Here is a 20,824-nt window from a genome sequence, read left to right on the forward strand (position 1 = left end):
GCGCGCGTGGGGGGCGCGTTGGCGCCTTGAAGGCCGTCACGCGCGCGTGGGTGTCCTTTGAAGGCCCCACGCGCGCGTGGATGCTTTTTGTACGTCTGTACGTCTGTACGTCTGTACGTCCACTCGTAACGTCCACGCGCGCGTGCCCGGTGATGGCCCGCCGGTGCCACCGGCGGGCCGGAGTCCTCAGAGCTCGCTGCCGCCCAACAGCCCGCCACCGAGGGGGCTGCCCCCGGGCATCTTGTCCGCGGGGATCTCGGTGGCCCCCGACGGCGCGCTGATGTCGCCCGCCTTGGAGAACTTCAGGACCAGCGGCAGCTTGGTGGCCTTCGGCTTCTCGGCGAGGACGGCGAGGTCGACCTTGACCTGGGTGAGGTCGCCATTCTTCAGCGTGAAGTCGACGGCGACCTTCTTGTTCGGGGCGTCCTTGAGCTCCTTGTCCGAGGGGAGGTCCGCACCCGCCGGAAGGTCGCCCTGAAGCGGCCGGAGCTTGTCGAAGACGCCCCTGATCAGGGTACGGAAGTTGCCGCTGGCGATGACGTGTTCGGTGCCGTCGCTGCCGTCCTTGGCACGGAAGGTGACGTCGTGGGCGATGACACCGCGTACGGCCTTGACGATCTTCCGCTGGGTCTTGGCGTCGACGTCGCCGGCGCCGTCCGCTCCCTTCGCGGAGCCCTGCGAGGACTTCTGGGCCTTCTCCAGGTCGCGGGTGTTCATCTTCACCCAGTCGCCTTCGAGGACGTGCTTGAACTCCTTCTCGCTGTCCGGGAGTTCGTCGGCGGTCGGCATGGGAATGCCCATCGCCTCGCCGACGGCCTTCATGTCGACGCGGTAGTACGTGAAGTCGCCGACGATCCGGTACTCGACCAGGACGCCGTCGGCCCCCGTGATCTTCATGCTCGTGCCGATAAGGTCCTTCTCGCCCGAATCGGCCAGCGCCTTCTTCGACTTGACGGCGACGTCGACGCGCAGCCCGCTGAGGAACTTCGCGGCCTCGGGCGGGATGGCATCGTCCGAGCCGGAGTCCCCCGCGAGCGCGGTGAGCGCGTCGGAGTCCGCGTCGAGGTCCAACTGGAAGGCGAGCGACTTCTGTTCGCCGAGCCGGTCGACGGCGTGGTCCACCTTCTGCCCGGCGGTGAGGTTCTGGACCGTGCCGCAGGCGGCCGCCGTGGCGAGAAGGACGGCGGCGCAGCCGGCCGCGGTGACGGTCTTGCGTATGGCGGTGATGATGGTCTCCTCTGCGGTGCCGTGCGGGTTCGCACGACATCCCCTCGTTCGCTCATTCGATGGATCACACATGTGACACACGAGTTGTCCACAGGGTTGTGCGGCGAACGCGTCCGTCCGGGCGTACGGTCGGAAACATGCGCATTGTCATCGCTGGAGGTCATGGTCAGATCGCGCTGCGGCTGGAGCGGCTGCTCGCCGCGCGCGGCGACGAGGTCGCGGGGATCATCCGCCGCGCCGAACAGGGCGACGATCTGCGGGCGGCCGGCGCCGAGCCGGTCCTGTGCGATCTGGAGTCGGCCTCGGTGGAGGAGGTCGCCGCGCATCTGCAGGGCGCGGACGCGGCCGTTTTCGCGGCGGGCGCGGGCCCGGGCAGCGGCGTGGCCCGCAAGAGCACGGTGGACCGGGGCGCCGCCGTCCTGTTCGCGAACGCGGCGGAACGCGCGGGCGTACGCCGTCATGTGGTCGTCTCCTCGATGGGCGCGGACCCGGCGCACCCGGGCGACGACGTCTTCGACGCATATCTGCGTGCCAAGGGCGAGGCCGACGAGTACGTTCGCGGCCGTACGGGCCTGGACTGGACGATCCTGCGCCCCGGCAGCCTGATCGACGACGCCGGCACCGGCCTCGTACGCCTGGAGGCGTCCACGGGCCGCGGCGCCATCCCCCGTGACGACGTCGCCGCGGCCCTCGCCGAACTGGTGGACACCCCGGCGACAGCCGGCCTGACCCTGGAACTGATCAGCGGCTCGACGCCGATCTCGGTGGCGATCAAGTCGGTCGCGGGGAACTAGGCGGCGAGGAGCCAGGGGGAAGCCAAGGAGCGAGGAGCGGGCGCGGGGTCCCTGGCATGCCGTGCCCGGTCGGGTGCCCGGTCGGGTGCCCGGTCGGTCAGAACAGCGGAAGCTGCCCGGGGAACTCCGCAACGGCGTACCCGTCCAGCGCCGGCTGAGCCGCCCCGAGCTGCGCCTGCCGGCGCGACCCCGGACACGAGACCAGCTCCCCGCTCCCCCGCGCACCCGGCGGATCATGCCGAGCGAACCGCCCCGCGACGACGGCGATCTGTCGACGGCACTCGGGGCAGTTCCTGCGACGCGATGACATGGGATCAGTGTGCCCCGTGGGCGACAGGTCGTATCGGCGTGCGGCTCCAGTGACAGCGCGCCTCCTCCCGGATCTCCGCACGGGCACGGAGTGGTGTCGTCCCGCCATGGGCCCTCCACGCGACTCTTGGCACGGATGAACGGCAGCACGGCCCCGGGCCCCGCGAGCAGATCGATATCGAGTCCGACCGCTCCGAAGCGGGATTCGTACACCTCATGACCGCCGTCGTCCGACAGGACGACGAAGGTTGCCCAGTTGGCCATGCGGGAGAGGATCCCAACCGCCCACGAGCGTCGCCAACCGAATAGGACCCCACACATGAAGAAACCCCCTCCGAACCGCGAAATCGCAGTTCGGAGGGGGTCTACCTTCATGTGGCGGCGCCAGGATTCGAACCTGGGAAGGCTGAGCCGGCAGATTTACAGTCTGCTCCCTTTGGCCGCTCGGGCACACCGCCGGGGTTGCTGCCGTGAGACCCGCTTTTCGGCGGTGCTCCGTGGCAACGACGTAAACGATACCTGATGCTCGGGGGTGCTTCGCCACCCAATTGATCGACGCTTGGAGGGAGGGGGGTGGCTAGGCTTATGCGGATGCGGCCGGGGGCCTACGCCGGGCTCGACGGCCGCCCCTACGCACCCCGATACAAGGAGCCACAGGACATGGCCGACTCCAGTTTCGACATCGTCTCGAAGGTCGAGCGGCAGGAGGTCGACAACGCCCTCAACCAGGCCGCCAAGGAGATCTCGCAGCGCTACGACTTCAAGAACGTCGGCGCCTCCATCTCCTGGTCCGGCGAGAAGATCCTGATGGAGGCGAACTCCGAGGAGCGGGTGAAGGCCATCCTCGATGTGTTCGAGACCAAGCTGATCAAGCGCGGCATCTCGCTGAAGGCGCTGGACGCCGGTGAGCCCCAGCTCTCCGGCAAGGAGTACAAGATCTTCGCGTCGATCGAGGAGGGCATCTCCCAGGAGAACGCGAAGAAGGTGGCGAAGATCATTCGCGACGAGGGCCCGAAGGGCGTGAAGGCACAGGTGCAGGGCGACGAGCTGCGCGTCAGCTCGAAGAGCCGTGACGACCTGCAGGCCGTGCAGGCCCTGCTCAAGGGCAAGGACTTCGACTTCGCGCTGCAGTTCGTGAACTACCGGTAGAACGACCGCCGGCGGTGGCTCGTCAACCGGCCCCCGCGGTCGGTTCGTTGCGCGTACGAGGAAGGGTGGGCACCGGAGTGCCCACCCTTCTCGCCTGCTGGCCGCGGTCTCAGGGGTACGTGCTCAGCGGCGCGAGTCGCCGAACAGGATGCGGTAGACGACCAGCAGGACGAGCGAACCGCCGATCGCGGCGGCCCAGGTGGCTCCGTCATAGAACTGCTTGGTGATGGGGTGGTCCAGCCAGCGGGCTGATATCCAGCCGCCTATGAACGCGCCGGCGACGCCGATGAGGGTCGTTCCGATGAAGCCGCCCGGGTCGCGTCCCGGCAGCAGGAATTTGGCGATGGCGCCGGCCAGCAGCCCCAGAATGATCCAGCTGATGATGCCCATGCCCTGAACCTGCCCTTCCGCGCTGTGCCCACACTGTCCCGGCGCTGTGACGTCGGTCCGGCCGGGCTGTGAATCCGCCTGCGCCTGCGCGGATGTTGCCTGCCGTAGGTCGCACGTGTGTTGGTGCCGTGTTGAAGAGCAGGACGTCTCCTCGGCGCCTGTCGGTTGCACTGATCAGTAGGGTGCGGCCCATGACACAGTCCGAATCCGAGTTGCGGCGCACCCTGGGCGTCGGGGACGCCGTGGTCATCGGGCTCGGTTCGATGATCGGTGCCGGGATCTTCGCGGCGCTGGCCCCCGCGGCGCGGGCGGCCGGATCCGGTCTGCTGCTCGGCCTCGCGGTCGCCGCCGTGGTGGCCTACTGCAACGCGATGGCCTCGGCGCGGCTGGCGGCCCTGTATCCCGCCTCCGGTGGCACGTATGTGTACGGGCGGGAGCGACTCGGGGCCTTCTGGGGGTATCTGGCGGGCTGGTCGTTCGTCGTCGGCAAGACAGCCTCCTGTGCGGCGATGGCGCTCACCGTGGGCGCGTACGTCTGGCCGGAGCAAGCGCAAGCGGTGGCGGTCGCGGCCGTGGTGGCCCTGACCGCAGTGAACTACGGCGGCGTACAGAAGTCGGCCTGGCTGACGCGGGCGATCGTGGCGGTGGTCCTGGCGGTCCTCGCTTCCGTGGTGGTCGTGTGCCTCGGCTCGGGCGCCTCAGACGCCGGGCGGCTGGACATCGGGCTCTCCGCCGGCGCGGGCGGGGTGCTTCAGGCGGCGGGGCTGCTGTTCTTCGCGTTCGCCGGATACGCGCGGATCGCGACGCTCGGTGAGGAGGTACGGGATCCGGCGCGCACCATCCCGCGCGCGATCCCCTTGGCTCTGGGCCTCGCGCTCGTGGTGTACGCGGCGGTCGCGGTGGCTGTCCTTTCCGTGCTCGGGTCGGGTGGGCTCGGGCAGGCCTCGGCGCCGCTGGCCGACGCGGTGCGGGCGGCCGGTGCGCCGGGGCTCGTGCCGGTGGTTCGGGTGGGGGCCGCCGTGGCCGCGCTCGGCTCGCTGCTCGCCCTGATCCTGGGCGTCTCGCGGACGACGCTGGCCATGGCTCGTGACCATCATCTGCCGGGCGCCCTGGCCGCCGTACATCCGCGCTTCCAAGTGCCGCACCGGGCAGAACTGGCCGTGGGCGCGGTGGTCGCCGTGCTGGCCGCGACGGTGGATGTGCGGGGCGCGATCGGGTTCTCCTCCTTCGGTGTGCTGGCGTACTACGCGGTGGCCAACGCGTCTGCCTGGACGCTGAGTTCGGCTCCGGCTGCGCGGGTGGTGCCGGTGGTCGGACTCGTCGGGTGCGTGACGCTGGCGTTCGCGCTGCCGGTGGTTTCCGTGGTCGTGGGCACGGCTGTGCTGGTGGTCGGGGCCGCGGCGTATGGCGCACGACGGTGGGTGGCTTCGCGGTAGCCGCAACGGGTCACGGGCAGCCATCGCCTGTCTCGACGATGGAGTCGCGGGCGCGCCACCGTCTGCGCCCACGACGGGGTCGCGGTACGCCACCGTCGGCGCCGACGGTGTGGCCCGCTTCCGCGCCCTCGCGCCGCCCCCGCAGGAAAGACGGTGGGCTAGGAGGCCTGTGCCGCCGCCGTGCGTATGCGGAAGTCGGGCCACGGGTCCATGTCCGTACCGTCGTTGGACTCCTCGTACCATCCCGTGCCGTCGAGCCAGGTGTGCAGCCAGGTCGCCAGATCGGGTGCGTCCACGTACCAGGCGTCGTCGGCCTCGTCAGCGTTCGGCTCGAAGAGCAGGACCCGGCCCTCGGGGCTCTGGCAGTCCACGCACGCGTACATTCCGCAGCCCCAGTGGGATATCGGCAGGACGTCCTCGGGCCAGGGCCAGTCGGGGTCCTTGCGGCCGCTCTCGCGGTTGGCGAGGTACTGCGGAACGACCGCCGGCTCGCCCGACGGAGGGCTGTCCAGCAGGGGCAACAGGCCGTATTCCGGACCGAATCCGCCGTCCCCTATACGCAGGTAGAGCGCGGCGAGCAGGGGAGGCAGGGCGAAGCCTAGGGCGGCCTCGGCGCGGGAGAGCGCGGCCTCGTCCACGGGCTCGGGGAGCGAAGGCCAGCCCCACGGGCGGGTGTTACGGGCCTCCGCAGCGACCCGTGCCAGCAACTGCTCGATTTCGGTCATGGGTTCATGATGCAGCGCGCCACTGACAATCGGGCAGCCTGTGGACAACCCTCAGTCGAGACGGACGTCGACGCGCTTTTCGGCGAGGAAGGCGAGCAGTTCTTCGAAGGTCAGCGGGCGGTAGCCGGTGTGCGGGGTGACGCCGAGGCAGCCGCGGGCGACGTCCGCGTCATGCCAGACGAGCGTGAACGGCGGCTCGGCACCCCAGCGGCCGCGCAGGCAGTCCTTGAGGGCATCGAGGCCCCAGCCGAAGTACCCGCCGGGGCCGTTCACCGCTTCGCCGAGTGCGCAGAAGAAGCCGCGCTCGTCGATGATGTGGCGGCCGTCGAGGTGGTAGGTGACGCCGGGGGGATCGTCCGGCTCTCCGTGTACGCGGTTGTCCCGGGCGGTGCCGAGCCAGAAGTCGCGGCCCTCGGGGCTGCATCGGGCCCAGAGGCTGGGCTCGGACGGGCGGCCCCGCCACCACAGGTCCCAGACCTCGGAGGCCGCGTTCGGCGGGCGCTCCGACCACGGTTCGAGGGTGAGGTCGATCAGGCCGCGGCCGCGCGCTGACGGGATCCACGCGGTGAGTTCGCCCTCCACGGCCGGCTGGACGGTGCGGCCGTGCGCGTCGAGGCGGAGCACCTTCACGTGTCCCAGGTCCTCCTCGCCCGCGTTCAGCGCCGTCTGGAGGGTTCCGCGAGGGGAGCAGCCGAGCAGCCGCAGCGGGGGTTCTGTCAGTTCGGGTTCGTATCGGACGTGTGCCAGGTCCTTGCAGGTGCCCCACAGGGCTTCCTCGGCGCTGAGAATCCGGTAGCCCGGGGAGAGCGGCGGGCACTGCGGATAGTCGGACGCGTTGTCCTCGGACTCGGACGCCTCGATCGTGATGTCGCGCAGCGACAGGTCACGCGCGCACGGGCGGTCGCCGAGGACGCGTACGTCGTCCAGCTGCCACAGCCCTACGCCCACGCGCTCGCTCTTCTTGTCGAGGGCTTCCAGGGCGAGGGTGCCGAGCGGTGCGGAACCCCCGGCACGCGCGCGTGCGAGGGCGGTGCTCAACTCGCCCTCGGGTGCGCATCCGAGCAGTTCGTACGTTCCGCGCGCGGGAGGGGGCGGATCGCCGAAGAGACCCTCGGCGTCGGCGCACAGGGCCCACGTCTCCTCGTACCCGTCCTCGCCGTCGAACTCGGCTTCGGCGTCGTACGAAAGCAGCACGTCCCTGGGCGGCTCCACCCCCGAGCTCACCCGCTAGCGCGACGCGAACGGCTGGTCCGTGCGTACGATTTCGCGCCCCAGGGGGAGCAGCGAGACCGGGATGAGCTTGAAGTTGGCGATGCCGAACGGGATGCCGATGATCGTGATGCACAGGGCGATGCCCGTGACGATGTGGGCGAGGGCGAGCCACCAGCCCGCGAGGACCAGCCACAGGACGTTGCCTATGCAGGACGGCGCGCCCGCGTCTTGGCGCTCCACCGTCGTATAGCCGAACGGCCACAGGGCGTAGACACCGATGCGGAACGCCGCGATGCCGAAGGGAATGCCGATGATGGTGATGCAGAGCAGCACACCGGCGGCCAAGTATCCGAGGAACAGCCAGAAGCCGCTCAGGACGAGCCAAATGACGTTCAGAATTGTCTTCACTTGTGACGACCTGCCATCTGCTCGAGCCGGGCGATGCGCTCCGCCATCGGCGGATGCGTAGAGAACATCTTCGACATTCCCTGTCCCGGGCGGAAGGGGTTCGCGATCATCATGTGGCTTGCGGTCTCGATGCGCGGCTCCGGGGGCAGCGGCAGCTGCTTGGTGCCCGCGTCGAGCTTGCGCAGCGCGCTCGCGAGGGCGAGGGGGTCGCCGGTGAGCTGGGCGCCGGACGCGTCCGCCTCGTACTCCCTGGAACGGCTGATGGCGAGCTGGATGACGGATGCGGCGAGCGGGCCCAGGATCATGATCAGCAGCATGCCGAGGATGCCGGGACCGTCGTCGTCGTTCGACCGGCCGACCGGGATCAGCCAGGCGAAGTTGACCAGGAACATGATCACGGAGGCCAGGGCTCCCGCGACCGAGGAGATCAGGATGTCGCGGTTGTAGACGTGGCTGAGCTCGTGGCCGATGACACCGCGCAGCTCACGCTCGTCCAGCAGGCGCAGGATGCCTTCTGTGCAGCACACGGCCGCGTTGCGCGGGTTGCGGCCTGTCGCGAAGGCGTTCGGCGCCTCCGTCGGCGAGATGTACAGACGTGGCATGGGCTGACGGGCCTGGGTGGAGAGCTCGCGGACCATGCGGTACAGGGCCGGGGCCTCGAATTCGCTCACCGGGCGCGCGCGCATCGCGCGTAGAGCCAGCTTGTCGCTGTTCCAGTACGCGTACGCGTTCGTCCCGATCGCGATGAACAGCGCGACGATGAGACCGGTACGCCCGAAGAAACTGCCGATGACGATGATGAGTGCGGACAGTCCCCCGAGGAGTACGGCGGTCCTGAGCCCGTTGTGCCGGCGGTGCACGGTACGCCCTCCAAGTGGTGCGGCAGGGGAACCCTTTGCTTGCTGATGCTCTGCTTCCACTCTTCAGTGGACCCTCCCGTACTGGTCAACGCCAGACGGGGAGCACTAGTTCCCTTGTGCGCACACCGGCGCGCGTAGGCCGTCCGGGTGATGGCGGACGGCGGCCACGCGCGCGTGCGGGGTGTTTTGCGAGGTGTTTCTTGGCGGCAGGTCCTGCGGAACGATCAGAAGAGGCTGGTCGCCGAGAAGCGCAGGACCAGCTGGGGTGCCCCGGAGAGGACGACCCCCAGGACGGCTGTCAGAGCGATCGCGGCCGTCAGCGGGGCCGGGACGCGGTGCACCGCGGGTTCGCCCTCGGGGGCGCGGAAGAGGAGTGTCGTCCACTGGAGGTAGTAGAAGAGCGCGATCACGACGTTGACGGCCATGACCACGGCCAGCCAGCCGAGCCCCGCGTCGACGGCCGACGAGAACACGGTGACCTTGGCGAAGAGGCCGATGATGCCCGGCGGCAGGCCCGCGAGGCAGAGCAGGAAGAAGCCGAGGACCAGCGCCGAGAGGGGGCTCGCGGCGTAGAGGCCCCGGTAGTCGCTGATGCGGTTCAGGGGGCTCGTACGGCCGACGAGGGCCGCCACGGCGAAGGCGCCCAGGTTCACGACGGCGTACATCAGGGCGTACGCCACGGTGGAGCCGATGGCGTTCTCGGCGTCCTTGGAGTAGGCGGCGGCCGCGATCGGCACCAGGAGGTAGCCGGCCTGGCCGACGGAGGACCAGGCGAGCAGGCGTACCGCGCTGTACGCGCGCGTGGCCTGCTGCCGCAGGGCACCCACGTTGCCCACCGTCATGGTGAGGGCGGCCAGCGCGGCGAGCGCCGGACCCCAGACGTCCGCGTACGACGGGAAGGCGACGACGGTGACGAGGATCAGCCCGGAGAAGCCGACCGCCTTGCCGACGACGGACAAGTAGGCGGCGATCGGCAAAGGGGCCCCTACGTAGGTGTCGGGCACCCAGAAGTGGAAGGGCACGGCGGCCGTCTTGAAGGCGAAGCCGATGAGGGTGAGGACGACGCCCGCCTGGGCGAGCGTGTGGAACTGTCCGTCGACGTGCTGGATCTTGTCCGCGATCTGGGTGAGGTACAGGGTGCCGGTCGTCGCGTAGACGAAGCTGACGCCCATCAGGCTCACGGCGGTCGCGGTGACGGAGGACAGGAAGAACTTCAGGGCCGCTTCGGAGGACTTCTTGTCGCCGCGCTTGATGCCGACGAGCGCGAAGGCGGGCAGGGAGGCGACTTCCAGGGCGACGATGAGGGTCGCGAGGTCGCGGGATGCGGGCAGCAGGGCGGCGCCCGCGGCCGAGGAGAGCAGCAGGAACCAGAACTCCCCTTCGGGGAGTTCCCTGTTGGCGTCCTTCAGGGCGGTGACCGACAGCAGGGCTGTCAGGAGGGCGCCGCCGAGAACCAGGAACTGGATGACGAGCGTGAACCGGTCCGCCGTGTAGCTGCAGGCGCTCGCGTCGCCCGTCAGACAGAAGGTGGCGCGGTCGCCGTCCAGGATGGGCAGCAGCATCAGCACGGACACGGCGAGTCCGGCCACCGACACCCAGCCCAGCACCGCCTTCTTCGTGTCGCCGATGAAGAGGTCGGCGACGAGCACGACGAGTCCGACGACCGCGGCGATGGTGGGCGGTGCGATGGCGAGCCAGTCGACGGACTGGACCAGGGAGCTCATCGGGTGCCTCCTGCGAGGAGCTGCTGAACGGCCGGATCGGTCAGGCCGAGGAGGGCCTTGGGCCAGAGGCCGGCGACGACGGTGAGGGCAACGAGCGGCGTCCAGGCCGCGAACTCGTAGCTCTGGACGTCGGCGAGCTGCGGGCTCCCCTGTTGCGGGGTGGCGCCCATGCAGACGCGGCGTACGACGGCGAGCATGTACGCGGCGGTGAGGAGTGTGCCGAAGGCGGCGATCGCCATGAAGGTGAGGAACGCGGGACGGCTGAGGTCGTCGGCGGGATTGAACGCGCCGAACATCGCCAGCATTTCGCCCCAGAACCCGGCGAGGCCCGGCAGCCCGAGCGAGGCGACGGCGCCGAAGGCGAGCAGTCCGCCGAGGCGCGGGGTCCTGGCGTACAGGGCGGCGCCGGTCTCCTCGGCGAGGGTGTCGAGGTCGGTCGTGCCCGTGCGGTCCTTGAGCGCGCCGACGAGGAAGAAGAGGAGGCCGGTGATGAGGCCGTGGGCGATGTTGGCGAACAGCGCGCCGTTCACGCCGGTCGGGGTCATGGTCGCGATGCCGAGCAGCACGAAGCCCATGTGACCGACGGACGAGTAGGCGATGAGCCGCTTGAGATCGCCCTTCGCGCCCTGCTTGGCGAGGGCCAGGCAGGCCAGGGATCCGTAGATGATCCCGACCACGGCGAAGGCGGCGAGGTACGGCGCGAAGGTCCGCATCCCATCGGGCGCGATCGGCAGCAGAATCCGGACGAACCCGTACGTACCCATCTTCAGCAGCACGCCGGCCAGCAGGACCGAGCCGACGGTGGGCGCGGCGGTGTGAGCGTCCGGCAGCCAGCTGTGCAGCGGCCACATCGGCGTCTTGACCGCCAGCCCGATCCCGATCGCCAAAACGGCGATGACCTGCACGGATGTGGTCAGCGACCGGCCGTTGTCAGTGGCGAGTGCCACCATGTCGAATGTGCCCGCCTTGATTCCGATCAGGAGCAGGCCCAGCAGCATGACGACCGAACCGAGCAGGGTGAAGAGGATGAACTTCCAGGCAGCGGCCTGCCGTTGCGCACCGCCCCAGCGGGCGATGAGGAAGTACATCGGGATGAGCACCATCTCGAACGCGAGGAAGAACAGCAGCAGATCGAGGACGGCGAAGGTCGCGAGGGTGCCGGACTCGAGCATGAGGACGAGTGCGACGAACGCCTTCGGGGTCGGGCCCGCGGGCATCTTGAAGTAGGAGTACAGCGCGCACAGGAAGGTCAGCAGCGCGGTCAGGACCAGAAGGGGGAGGGAAATGCCGTCGACGCCGAGGTGGATCCGCACGTCGAGTGCGGGGATCCAGCTGATGTCCGTCGTGGCCTGCATCTTCGACGGTTGGTCGTGGTCGAAGCCGAGCGCGAGGACGATCGCCGCGATGAGCACCGCGCCGGTCACGATCACTCCGTGCCGCAGCACGGCCTGCTCGGGCGACTTCCCCTTCAGCCCGGGCGGGGCCGGCAGAAGAGCCGCGGCGGCGCCGATGAGCGGGCCGACGACGATGAATGCCAGAAGGATCTGCATCACGGATTCACTGATATCGATCACGCCTGCTCACGCTCCCGTGGCGACGAGGAGGGCGGCGACCACCAGGACGACGGTGCCGGCGAGCAGCGCGCTCACATAGGTCTGCACATTGCCGGTCTGGGCACGCCGTACGGCGGCGCCCAGCCAGCGGGGTAGAGCGGCCGCACCGCGTACGTAGGTGTCGACGACCTCGCGGTCGAGGAACCGGACGAGTACGGCTCCGGCCTGGACCGGGCGGACGAACAGCGCCGTGTACACGGCGTCGAGGTGGAAGCCGACAGCCGCGTGGCGGTGCAGCGGGCCGAGCAGCAGCCGGCCCGGGTCCGCAGGGTCGGCGGCGTAGGCCACGTCTCCGAACGCCTGCTCGTGGAGCGCGATGGCCTCGGCCTCGACCGCTCCGGCGTCGGCGTCGGGGTGGGCCACGACCGCACCCATCGGTACGCGGGCTGCCATCGCGCTGGTATGCCGCCAGGCGCCGTATGTGACGAGTCCGCCGACCAGGGCGAGCCCCGTGCCGAGGACGGAGGTGGTGAGGACCGGTGTCAGGTCGCGGCCGTCGAACCACTCGGGCAGCGGACCGTACGCCAGGCCGAAGGCGAGCGACGGGACGGCGAGGACCCACAGCACGACCGTCATGGTGAGCGGCTGCCTGCCGTGGTCGGGGGCCTCGGCGCCCCGGCCGCGGAAGGCGAGCAGCCACAGGCGGGTGGCGTACGCGGCGGTGAGCACGGCGGTGATCAGGCCGGCGACGAGGACGATCCAGCCCGCGGCGCCGGGGGCGTGCTCGGTGTGGCCGGTGGCGACGTGCTCGGCGGCTCCGAGGACGGCCTCCTTGGAGAAGAAGCCGCTGAACGGCGGGATCGCGGCGAGCGCGAGCAGCGCCACGGTCATCGTCCAGTAGGCGTCGGGGACGCGGGCGCGCAGGTCCTTCATACGGGACATGACGGCCAGCGAGTTGGTGCCGGAGGCGTGGATGATCACGCCCGCGGCGAGGAACAGCAGCGCCTTGAAGGCGCCGTGGGCGAGGAGGTGGAAGACGGCGGCACCGCGGTCGCCGACGGCGAGGGCGCCTGCCATGTAGCCGAGCTGGCCGATGGTCGAGTACGCGAGGACGCGCTTGATGTCGTCCTGGGCGAGCGCGGCGAGCCCCGAACCGGCCATCGTGACGGCGGCCATGACGGCGAGGACGACCATCGCGGCCGAGGAGGCCTGGAAGACGGGAAGGAGCCGGGCGACGAAGTAGATACCGGCGGCGACCATCGTCGCCGCGTGGATCAGCGCGGAGACGGGTGTGGGGCCCGCCATCGCGTCGGGGAGCCAGGTGTGCAGCGGGAACAGCGCCGACTTGCCCGCCACACCGGCCAGGAGCAACAGGGCGATCAGTGTCGGGTGGTGCAGTCCGCCGCTCGCGACGGTGCCGAGGACCGTGGTGATCTGGAAGGACCCGGCGTCGGTGGCGAGGGCGAACAGACCGATGAGGAAGGGGACATCGCCGAGCTTGGTGACCAGGAAGGCCTTGATCGAGGCGGCGCGGGCCTCGGGGGTCTCCCAGTAGTGGCCGACCAGGAAGTACGAGCAGATGCCCATGACCTCCCAGCCGACCAGCAACACGATCAGGTCGCCGGAGTAGACGACGAGCAGCATCGCGGAGGTGAAGAGGGAGACGAGAGCGGCGTACGAGGGGTAGCGCGGGTCGTCGCGCAGGTAGCCCGTCGAGTAGATCTGCACGCAGGTGGCCACGACGCCGACGAGTACGGCGACGAGGGCGGCGAAGCCGTCGATGTGCAGGGCGAGTTCGATGGGGATCGAGCCGGTCGGGGTCAGCTCGGTGGAGGCGTCGATGGCCGGGCCGCCGCCCTGGCGTACCGCGACCAGCACGGCGAGGACGAGCGAGGTGAGGGGCGGCAGAACGGCGAGGGGGCGTACGAAGCCGGGGGCCGTGCGGCCGAGGAGGAGTCCGGCCGCGGCGCCCAGGAACGGAAGGAGGGGGACGAGGACGGCGAGGGTGGTCGTGGTCACGCGGTGGCCTCAGCCTTCTCGTCTGCCGTGGCGGTGGCTCCTTCGGGGCCGTGCGGCTCGGCGCTGTCGCGGAGCTTGTCGATGTCCGAGGTGCCGCGGCCCCGGTACACGGAGAGCACGATCGCCAGGCCGATGCCGATCTCGGCGGCGGCGATGGCGATGGTGAACAGGGTCAGTGCCTGGCCGGAGTGGAGCGTGTCGCGGGCGGTCTTGGACAGCCAGACGTCGAAGGCGACGAGGTTGAGGTTGACGGCGTTGAGCATCAGCTCGACGGACATCAGGACCAGGATCGCGTTGCGGCGCGCGAGGACTCCGTACAGGCCCGTGCAGAACAGGAGGGCGGAGAGCACGGCGGGATAGGCGAGGTGCATCAGCGGGTCCCTTCCTTGGCCGGGGGCTGCTCGCCCGGGGCCGTCGCGCCGTCGGCGGTGCGGCTCGGGGGCAGGGTGCCCGACGGCGTGGCCGGCGTCGGGAGGGCCGGTGTGGCCTTGTCCGCGGCGGCCTTGCGGGAGAGGACGATCGCGCCGACCAGGGCGGCGAGGAGGAGGACGGAGAGCGCTTCGAAGGGGAGGACCCAGCTCTGGAAGAGGCTCGCTCCGGTCACCTCGGTGGAGCCGGCGGCGGCGCCGCCCAGGTCGACCCAGGTCGTGCGGAAGGCGTCGACGACGACCCAGACCAGGGCGGCGGCCGAGGCGACGGCCACGGTCAGGGCGGCCCAGCGGTTGCCGGAGTCGGCGTCCGGCGAGCGGCCGATGGGGGCCTTGGTGAGCATCAGACCGAACAGGAGGAGTACGACGACGGAACCGACATAGATGAGGACCTGCACCCAGGCGATGAACTCGGCTGTGAGCAGGAGGTACTCGACGGCGAGACCGCCGAGCGTCACCACCAGCCACAGGGCGGCGTGCACCAGCTGCTTGGTGGTGACGGTGACGATCGCGGCGCCGAAGGTGACCAGGCCGACGAGGAGGAAGGCGATCTCGACGCCGGTCGGGGAGAGGAAACCGTGGCTTTCGGCGGCGGTGGTCGTGGCCCGTGCCGCGGCGGCCGTTGCTGCTGCGAGGCTCACGACTCACCGTCCTGTGGGTCGGAGGGCTTGGCGGGCTCGGAAGGCTTGGCCGACTCAGAAGGCTTGGCGGGTTCGGACGTGCCCGTAGCCGGGGGCTCGGCCTGGGCGGGAGCCTGGGCCTGAGCTGGGGGCTGGGCCTGAGCTGGGGGCTGGGCCTGGGCCGGCTGTTCGGCCGGCTCCGATGCCTCCGCTGACGCGGTCGCCTCGGCGGCGAGCTTTTCGGCGGTTTTGCGGGCGGCGGCCAGTTCCTTCGGTTCCTCGGCGGCGGGGTCGAGGGCCGGCGGGGCCGGGACGGTCCACATCCACTCGCGGAGCTTGTCGCGTTCGTGGGTGAGTTCATGGATGTCGGTCTCGGCGTACTCGAACTCCGGGGACCAGAACAGGGCGTCGAAGGGGCAGACCTCGATGCAGATACCGCAGTACATGCAGAGGGAGAAGTCGATGGCGAAGCGGTCGAGGACGTTGCGGCTGCGCTCACGGCCACCGGGGGCGGCGGGCGGGACCGTCTCCTTGTGGGAGTCGATGTAGATGCACCAGTCCGGGCACTCGCGGGCGCACAGCATGCAGACCGTGCAGTTCTCCTCGAAGAGGCCGATGACACCGCGGGTGCGGGGCGGGAGTTCGGGCTGGGCGTCCGGGTACTGCGCGGTGACGGTCTTCTTCGTCATCGTGCGGAGGGTGACGGCCAGGCCCTTGGCAAGGCCGGAGCCAGGGATCGGGGCCACTACGAGATCACCACCTTGACGATGCCGGTGAGGGCGATCTGGACGAGGGAGAGGGGGACGAGGACGGTCCAGGAGAGTTTCTGGAGCTGGTCCTCGCGGAGGCGGGGATAGGTGACGCGCAGCCAGATGACGATGAAGGCGAGCACGGCCGACTTCAGCAGGGTCCAGACCCAGCCGAGGCCGTCGGCGCCCCACGGGCCGTGCCAGCCGCCCAGGAAGAGGACGGTGGTCAGACCGCTCAGGACGACGATTCCGGCGTACTCAGCGAGGAGGAAGAGTGCGAAACGCAGGCCCGTGTACTCGGTGTACGCGCCGAAGATGATCTCCGAGTCGGCGACGGGCATGTCGAAAGGCGGGCGCTGGAGTTCGGCGAGGCCCGCCACGAAGAAGACGATCCCGCCGACGATCTGCCAGGGCAGCCACCACCACTCGAAGGCGTCGACGATGCCCGGGAGGGAGACGGTGCCGGCCGCCATCGCGACGGAGGCGGCGGTCAGCAGCATCGGGAGTTCGTACGCGAGGAGCTGGGCGGCGGTGCGCAGGCCACCGAGGAGGGAGAACTTGTTGGCCGAGGCCCAGCCCGCCATGAGCGAGCCGAGGACGCCTACGCCCATGACGGCCAGGACGAAGAAGATGCCAGCGTCGACGACCTCGCCGACCGCGCCCTCGCCCGGGCCGATCGGGATGGCGAGGAGGACGAGGAGGTACGGGAGGAGGGCTACGGCGGGGGCGAGTTGGAAGATACGGCGGTCCGCGCCGGTCGGGACGACGTCTTCCTTCTGCGCGAACTTCACGCCGTCCGCGACGAGCTGGGCCCAGCCGTGGAAGCCGCCCGCGTACATCGGGCCGAGGCGGCCCTGCATGTGGGCCATCACCTTGTGCTCGGTCTGACCGACGATCAGGGGGAACGTCAGGAACACGACGAAGACCACGAGGAGGCGTAGGGCGACGTCGAGAGCGTCGTTCACGGCGTGCCTCCGGTGGGGTCGTCGGGGTCGGGTGTCTTGGCGTCGGCAGTCTTGGGGGCGGGAGTCTCGGTGGCGGGGTCCGCAGCGCCGCCGGCTGTGCCGTCAGGTGCGGCATCGGGTGCGGCTGGGGGTTTCGGGGCGGCTCCCGGTTCCGGGGTCGCCTCCGGCTCCGGGCCCGACCCAGGCTCCGAGCTCGCCCGTGGCTCCGGGCCGGCGTCGGATTCCGAGGTGGCCTCAGGCTTCGGGGCAGTCTCGGGCTCGGGGGCGGCGTCGGACTCCGGGGTGACCGCAGCGCGTTGCTCCGGCTCCGGGTTCGATTCCGGCTTCGGCGTCGATTCCGGCTTCGGCTCCGACGCGGGCTCCGGCTCCGGCTCTTCGAAAGCGGGGCGGGCGTGGTGCCACGGGGCGTCCGAGCTGCGGGGTGCTGCGGGAGCCGTTGCCGTTTCAGGAGCTGTTGCGGGGGCGGGTGGCGTTGGTTCGGTAGCTGCCGGGGCCGGGGCGGGCGCCGGCTGGTCCGAGGCCGGGGCCTGGGCCTGTTGGCTGGCCGAGCCCTGGCTCGCGCTGCGGGCGCGGCGGGGGCCGGCGGGAGCCGTCGGCTCGGCGGCCTGCGGGGCTGTCGGGTCCGAAGTCGCCGTCTGCTGGTCAGGGGTCGGAGCCCCGGTCTGCTGACTGGCCGAGCCCTGGCTCGCGCTGCGGGCGCGGCGGGGCGATGCCGGGGTCTGCGGAGCAGCACTGGAGGCGGCGCTCGTGCCGGTACCCGGTTCAGCGCCAGCACCTGCCGGACCCGTACCGGTAGCCGTACTCCCAGCCTCACCCCCAGTGCCAGCGTCGGCGCCGCCGGCGCCGGGAGTCTGGCTCGCTGAGCCCTCTCCCGCTGTGCGGGCCCGGCGGACGGGGCGGTCGCCGGTTGCGCGGGCGGCGCCGCGGGCGGGGCGGGCCGGGGCCGGGGGGAGCTGGCCCTTGAGAGGGCCCCATTCGTTGGGGTCGGGGACGCCCGGGGGAAGCATCTGGCGGCGCTTCGGGCCGCCGTGTTCGGACTCGCCGGGCTCCTTCGCGCCGGGCCAGGCCTTGGCGACGCGGGCGGCCAGGACGAAGTCCTTGCGGAGGGGGTGGCCTTCGAAGCTCTCGGGCAGCAACAGAGGTGCCAGCCCCGGGTGGCCCTCGAAGGTCACGCCGAACATCTCGTGGGTCTCGCGCTCGTGCCAGCCGGCGCCCGCGTACACGGAGACCGCCGACGCGAGTACGGGGGACTCGTGCGGGACCGTCGTACGGACGAGGAGGCGGCGTACGGGAGAGAGCGCCACGACGTGCGCCAAGACGCGGAAGCCGGTGCCCGGTTCGTCGACGGCGCTCAGCCAGTCGAAGTATGTGCAGGTCAGCGCAGTCCGGGCCGTCTCCAGGGCCGCGATCCAGGATGTCGGCGGGACATCGACCGTCAGGACCCCGTACGACTCCTCGGCCGTGGCCTCCGGGCCGAAGAGTTCCTCTACGGGGGCGGGGAGCCAGCCGATGCTCATCGGTCCTCCCCCACGACACCCGCGGCACCCGCAGCACCCGCAACGGGCGGCTTCACCAGGTCGCTCTGGAGCGCGGCCGTGGACGGGCGGGCCGAACCGGAGCCGTAGCCGTAGCGCTCGCCCAGGGACTCCCGGGCGATCTTCTCCTGGAGCTTGAGGATGCCCTGGAGCAGTGCCTCGGGGCGGGGCGGACAGCCGGGGACGTACACGTCGACGGGGATGATCTGGTCGACGCCCTTGGTGACGGAGTACGAGTCCCAGTACGGGCCACCGCAGTTGGAGCAGGCGCCGAAGGAGATGACGTACTTCGGCTCGGGCATCTGCTCGTAGAGGCGCTTCACGGCCGGGGCCATCTTGTCCGTGACCGTGCCGGAGACCACCATCAGGTCGGCCTGGCGCGGGCCGGGCGCGAAGGGGATCACGCCGAGGCGGATGAAGTCGTGGCGGGCCATGGACGCGGCGATGAACTCGATCGCGCAGCAGGCGAGCCCGAAGTTGAAGACCCAGAGCGAGTAGCGGCGGCCCCAGTTCAGGACCACCTTCATCGGCTCGGGGGCCAGCCGGGAGAGCGCGCCGAGCCGTTTCGGTTCCGGGAGGAGCACCGGTTCCGGCTGGCCAGGGGTCTCAGGGGTCACGTCCATGTCAGGACGCCCTTCTTGTATGCGTACAGCAGGCCGACGGCGAGGAAGCCGAGGAAGATGAACATCTCCACGAGCGTCGCGGCGCCGTAGCCGGGCGCGGCGAAGACCGTCGCCCAGGGGAAGAGGAAGATCGAGTCGACGGCGAAGATCACGTAGAGGAACGCGTAGACGTAGTAGCGGACCTGGGTGTGGGCCCAGCCCTCGCCGACGGGGTCGACGCCGCACTCGTATGTCAGGAGTTTCTCGGGGGTGGGGACCACGGGACGCAGCAGGCGGCCGGCCCCGAAGGCGACGGCGACGAAGAGCACGCCCACGACGGCGAGCAGTCCGACGACCGAGTAGGACTGGAAGTAGCCCGCCGCGACGACGGTCCCGGTTGCCGTGACAACGGTCGGTTCCGGCACGTCAGCCCCTCGCTCCCTGACCTCGTTGTGCGCCCCGGAGTACGCCGTCGCGCACTCTGTGATGCGCCGTGTTCGACGATCTGTACGGACGGGAGTCTAGGGCCTGCTAAAGAGACCGTAAGCAGCCTGTCACGCCTCGATCAACGGGAATGCGCCTCGAACCCGTCCTGCTCACGCGCCGCAGGGTTCCCTTCTTCACCTCGCAGCGGTCCTCAGGGTTCTCCTGTGTACCTCTCTGCAGCTCGTGTCTGTAGCTCGTGTCTGTACCTCGCGAGGGTGGGGTTTTCCCCAGTGGATCGTGGCGGTCCACCTCATGGCGCGGCGGCTCGCCGCCGGGCAGGCTAGCGATTATGACCGAACGCATCACGCTCACCGGTCCGTCGGACGAGACGTCCGACGGCGACCGGCTGCCTCCCGCGCGCTTCGCCCTCGACGGGCAGACGTGGAAGGAGATCGCTCATCTGCTGGCCAATCTGCCGGTCTCCATCTTCGGCTTCGTGTACGTCGTGACGCTGGTGTTCACGGGTGCGGGGCTCGCGGTGACGGTCGTCGGGCTGCCGCTGCTCGCGGGCGGGCTGGTGGGCGCGCGTCTGCTGGGCAAGGCCGAGCGGGCGCGGGCGCGGGCGCTGCTGGGTGTGCGGATCGACGAGCCGAGCCCGATGCCGGTGAGCGGGACCGGCTTCTTCGGCTGGCTGTGGTCGAGCCTGAAGGACCCGGTGGCCTGGCGGACGGTGCTGTACGACTTCATCCGGCTGCCGTGGGGCATCGTCACTTTCACGGTCATGTCCGTGTCGCTGTTCCTGCTGTGGCCGGTGCTGCCGTTCCTCGCGCGGGGGCTGACGAACGTGGACCGCGCCATGGTGCGCGGGCTGCTGTCGCCCTCCGACGAGCTGGAGCGGCGGATCGCCGAACTGGAGTCCGACCGGGGGGTCGTGGTCGACCACGCCGCGGCTGACCTGCGGCGCATCGAACGCGATCTGCACGACGGGGCGCAGGCCCGCCTGGTCAACCTCGCGATGGGGCTCGGCCTGGCCAAGGAGAAGCTTCTGGAGGACCCCGACGCGGCGGCGGCGATGGTCGACGAGGCGCACGGCGAGGTGAAGCTCGCGTTGCAGGAGCTGCGCGATCTGGCCCGCGGCATCCACCCGGCGGTGCTCACCGACCGGGGTCTGAACGCGGCGCTGTCGTCGGTCGCCTCGCGCTGCACCGTGCCGGTGAAGGTGTCGGCCGCGCTGGAGACGAGACCGGCCGCGGCCATCGAGGGCATCGCCTACTTCACCGTCTCCGAGCTGCTGCAGAACGTGAGCAAGCACAGCGGGGCGCGGTCCGCATCCGTCGATGTGTGGCGGGCGGACCAGCGGCTGCTCATACAGGTGTGGGACGACGGGCGCGGCGGGGCCGGCCTCGACGGCGGTACGGGGATGGCGGGGCTCGCGGACCGGCTCGGTGCGGTCGACGGGCTCTTCGTCATCGAGTCGCCGGCCGGCGGTCCGACCGTCATCACGGCGGAGCTGCCGTGGCGGGACCGGCAGAACGAGCCGAGCCCGCCCGCACGGTGACGAAGACGGGGACGGGGACGGGGACGGGGACGGAGACAGAGTCGGAGACGGTCCATACGACCCTGCCGGCGCCGTAGGTCCCGAGGTAGGGAAAACCCCCGCTCCAAGACGCCGACCCGCTCCATGGCCGATGGG

The 20,824-nt window shown here is 70.4% G+C and carries 21 protein-coding genes and 1 tRNA gene; 4 read left to right on the forward strand and 18 right to left on the reverse strand.

Features of this window, described 5'->3' with window-relative positions; translation table 11 throughout:
* Positions 1-186 precede the first annotated feature (186 nt).
* Positions 187-1,299 carry a hypothetical protein gene (locus OIC96_RS19180; RefSeq protein WP_330306675.1) on the reverse strand — a complete coding sequence of 371 codons (1,113 nt, stop codon included), beginning with the start codon at positions 1,297-1,299 and terminating at the stop codon, positions 187-189.
* Between the two features lie 65 nt (positions 1,300-1,364).
* Here OIC96_RS19180 and OIC96_RS19185 point away from each other — a divergent pair, with 65 nt between their 5' ends.
* A complete protein-coding gene (locus OIC96_RS19185) occupies positions 1,365-2,021 on the forward strand; it encodes an SDR family oxidoreductase (RefSeq protein ID WP_330306674.1) in 657 nt (218 codons plus the stop codon).
* Positions 2,022-2,118: 97 nt separating this feature from the next.
* On the opposite strand, the gene OIC96_RS19190 is transcribed toward OIC96_RS19185, so the two are convergent.
* Positions 2,119-2,331 (reverse strand): hypothetical protein, encoded by a 213-nt coding sequence (locus OIC96_RS19190; RefSeq protein WP_330306673.1) that lies wholly within the window; start codon positions 2,329-2,331, stop codon positions 2,119-2,121.
* A 375-nt stretch (positions 2,332-2,706) separates the two neighbouring features.
* Positions 2,707-2,788: transfer RNA gene (locus OIC96_RS19195), tRNA-Tyr, on the reverse strand.
* A 202-nt stretch (positions 2,789-2,990) separates the two neighbouring features.
* On the opposite strand from OIC96_RS19195, the gene OIC96_RS19200 reads away from it, so the two are divergent.
* The gene (locus OIC96_RS19200) at positions 2,991-3,479 is read left to right on the forward strand and encodes a YajQ family cyclic di-GMP-binding protein (RefSeq protein ID WP_028805132.1); all 489 of its coding nucleotides are present in this window, start codon (positions 2,991-2,993) and stop codon (positions 3,477-3,479) included.
* 123 nt (positions 3,480-3,602) lie between these two features.
* Here OIC96_RS19200 and OIC96_RS19205 read toward each other — a convergent pair whose 3' ends face one another.
* Positions 3,603-3,869, reverse strand: coding sequence for a GlsB/YeaQ/YmgE family stress response membrane protein (locus OIC96_RS19205; RefSeq protein ID WP_330306672.1), 267 nt, complete (start codon positions 3,867-3,869; stop codon positions 3,603-3,605).
* A gap of 191 nt (positions 3,870-4,060) precedes the next feature.
* On the opposite strand from OIC96_RS19205, the gene OIC96_RS19210 reads away from it, so the two are divergent.
* Positions 4,061-5,305, forward strand: a complete 1,245-nt coding sequence (locus tag OIC96_RS19210; protein WP_330306671.1) for an APC family permease — start codon at positions 4,061-4,063, stop codon at positions 5,303-5,305.
* A gap of 158 nt (positions 5,306-5,463) precedes the next feature.
* On the opposite strand, the gene OIC96_RS19215 is transcribed toward OIC96_RS19210, so the two are convergent.
* The 14 genes from OIC96_RS19215 to OIC96_RS19280 all read right to left on the reverse strand — a co-directional run bounded on the left by OIC96_RS19215 (position 5,464) and on the right by OIC96_RS19280 (position 19,130).
* The gene (locus OIC96_RS19215; protein WP_330306670.1) at positions 5,464-6,030 is read right to left on the reverse strand and encodes an SMI1/KNR4 family protein; all 567 of its coding nucleotides are present in this window, start codon (positions 6,028-6,030) and stop codon (positions 5,464-5,466) included.
* Between the two features lie 51 nt (positions 6,031-6,081).
* The gene (locus tag OIC96_RS19220) at positions 6,082-7,224 is read right to left on the reverse strand and encodes a barstar family protein (RefSeq protein ID WP_330306669.1); all 1,143 of its coding nucleotides are present in this window, start codon (positions 7,222-7,224) and stop codon (positions 6,082-6,084) included.
* Between the two features lie 33 nt (positions 7,225-7,257).
* Complete coding sequence (locus tag OIC96_RS19225) at positions 7,258-7,650, reverse strand: YccF domain-containing protein (protein ID WP_330306668.1); 393 nt, start codon at positions 7,648-7,650, stop codon at positions 7,258-7,260.
* A complete protein-coding gene (htpX, locus tag OIC96_RS19230; protein ID WP_327430912.1) occupies positions 7,647-8,510 on the reverse strand; it encodes a zinc metalloprotease HtpX in 864 nt (287 codons plus the stop codon). Before htpX ends, OIC96_RS19225 begins: the two co-directional genes overlap by 4 nt.
* A gap of 224 nt (positions 8,511-8,734) precedes the next feature.
* Positions 8,735-10,234 (reverse strand): NADH-quinone oxidoreductase subunit N, encoded by a 1,500-nt coding sequence (locus tag OIC96_RS19235; protein WP_330306667.1) that lies wholly within the window; start codon positions 10,232-10,234, stop codon positions 8,735-8,737.
* Complete coding sequence (locus OIC96_RS19240) at positions 10,231-11,808, reverse strand: NADH-quinone oxidoreductase subunit M (protein WP_330306666.1); 1,578 nt, start codon at positions 11,806-11,808, stop codon at positions 10,231-10,233. Before OIC96_RS19240 ends, OIC96_RS19235 begins: the two co-directional genes overlap by 4 nt.
* 6 nt (positions 11,809-11,814) lie before the next feature.
* A complete protein-coding gene (locus OIC96_RS19245) occupies positions 11,815-13,806 on the reverse strand; it encodes an NADH-quinone oxidoreductase subunit 5 family protein (protein ID WP_330306665.1) in 1,992 nt (663 codons plus the stop codon).
* On the reverse strand, positions 13,803-14,177 hold the full coding sequence (gene nuoK, locus OIC96_RS19250) for an NADH-quinone oxidoreductase subunit NuoK (RefSeq protein WP_327430908.1): 375 nt from the start codon (positions 14,175-14,177) through the stop codon (positions 13,803-13,805). Before nuoK ends, OIC96_RS19245 begins: the two co-directional genes overlap by 4 nt.
* Positions 14,177-14,875, reverse strand: a complete 699-nt coding sequence (locus OIC96_RS19255; protein WP_330306664.1) for an NADH-quinone oxidoreductase subunit J family protein — start codon at positions 14,873-14,875, stop codon at positions 14,177-14,179. Before OIC96_RS19255 ends, nuoK begins: the two co-directional genes overlap by 1 nt.
* Positions 14,872-15,600: a NuoI/complex I 23 kDa subunit family protein gene (locus OIC96_RS19260; RefSeq protein WP_330306663.1), complete on the reverse strand. Its 729-nt coding sequence runs from the start codon at positions 15,598-15,600 to the stop codon at positions 14,872-14,874. Before OIC96_RS19260 ends, OIC96_RS19255 begins: the two co-directional genes overlap by 4 nt.
* Complete coding sequence (locus OIC96_RS19265) at positions 15,600-16,568, reverse strand: complex I subunit 1/NuoH family protein (RefSeq protein WP_330306662.1); 969 nt, start codon at positions 16,566-16,568, stop codon at positions 15,600-15,602. Before OIC96_RS19265 ends, OIC96_RS19260 begins: the two co-directional genes overlap by 1 nt.
* Entirely contained in the window at positions 16,565-18,085 is a 1,521-nt protein-coding gene (locus OIC96_RS19270; protein WP_330306661.1) for an NADH-quinone oxidoreductase subunit C, read from the reverse strand. Before OIC96_RS19270 ends, OIC96_RS19265 begins: the two co-directional genes overlap by 4 nt.
* The gene (locus OIC96_RS19275; protein ID WP_330306660.1) at positions 18,082-18,726 is read right to left on the reverse strand and encodes an NADH-quinone oxidoreductase subunit B; all 645 of its coding nucleotides are present in this window, start codon (positions 18,724-18,726) and stop codon (positions 18,082-18,084) included. The genes OIC96_RS19270 and OIC96_RS19275 overlap by 4 nt, the downstream gene beginning before the upstream one ends.
* A complete protein-coding gene (locus OIC96_RS19280) occupies positions 18,717-19,130 on the reverse strand; it encodes an NADH-quinone oxidoreductase subunit A (RefSeq protein ID WP_327430902.1) in 414 nt (137 codons plus the stop codon). The genes OIC96_RS19275 and OIC96_RS19280 overlap by 10 nt, the downstream gene beginning before the upstream one ends.
* 350 nt (positions 19,131-19,480) lie before the next feature.
* Here OIC96_RS19280 and OIC96_RS19285 point away from each other — a divergent pair, with 350 nt between their 5' ends.
* Complete coding sequence (locus tag OIC96_RS19285; RefSeq protein WP_330306659.1) at positions 19,481-20,689, forward strand: sensor histidine kinase; 1,209 nt, start codon at positions 19,481-19,483, stop codon at positions 20,687-20,689.
* The last annotated feature ends 135 nt before the right edge of the window (positions 20,690-20,824 follow it).

Origin of the sequence: Streptomyces sp. NBC_00775, assembly GCF_036347135.1 — a bacterium.
GTDB lineage: Bacteria > Actinomycetota > Actinomycetes > Streptomycetales > Streptomycetaceae > Streptomyces > Streptomyces lutosisoli.

Bases quoted from the DNA above. Each gene is read 5' to 3' on its own strand.
- OIC96_RS19180 (WP_330306675.1), bottom strand. From the start codon at position 1,299: ATGTGTGATCCATCGAATGAGCGAACGAGGGGATGTCGTGCGAACCCG.
- OIC96_RS19185 (WP_330306674.1), top strand. From the start codon at position 1,365: ATGCGCATTGTCATCGCTGGAGGTCATGGTCAGATCGCGCTGCGGCTG.
- OIC96_RS19190 (WP_330306673.1), bottom strand. From the start codon at position 2,331: ATGTCATCGCGTCGCAGGAACTGCCCCGAGTGCCGTCGACAGATCGCC.
- OIC96_RS19200 (WP_028805132.1), top strand. From the start codon at position 2,991: ATGGCCGACTCCAGTTTCGACATCGTCTCGAAGGTCGAGCGGCAGGAG.
- OIC96_RS19205 (WP_330306672.1), bottom strand. From the start codon at position 3,869: ATGGGCATCATCAGCTGGATCATTCTGGGGCTGCTGGCCGGCGCCATC.
- OIC96_RS19210 (WP_330306671.1), top strand. From the start codon at position 4,061: ATGACACAGTCCGAATCCGAGTTGCGGCGCACCCTGGGCGTCGGGGAC.
- OIC96_RS19215 (WP_330306670.1), bottom strand. From the start codon at position 6,030: ATGACCGAAATCGAGCAGTTGCTGGCACGGGTCGCTGCGGAGGCCCGT.
- OIC96_RS19235 (WP_330306667.1), bottom strand. From the start codon at position 10,234: ATGAGCTCCCTGGTCCAGTCCGTCGACTGGCTCGCCATCGCACCGCCC.
- nuoK (WP_327430908.1), bottom strand. From the start codon at position 14,177: ATGCACCTCGCCTATCCCGCCGTGCTCTCCGCCCTCCTGTTCTGCACG.
- OIC96_RS19270 (WP_330306661.1), bottom strand. From the start codon at position 18,085: ATGAGCATCGGCTGGCTCCCCGCCCCCGTAGAGGAACTCTTCGGCCCG.
- OIC96_RS19275 (WP_330306660.1), bottom strand. From the start codon at position 18,726: ATGGACGTGACCCCTGAGACCCCTGGCCAGCCGGAACCGGTGCTCCTC.
- OIC96_RS19285 (WP_330306659.1), top strand. From the start codon at position 19,481: ATGACCGAACGCATCACGCTCACCGGTCCGTCGGACGAGACGTCCGAC.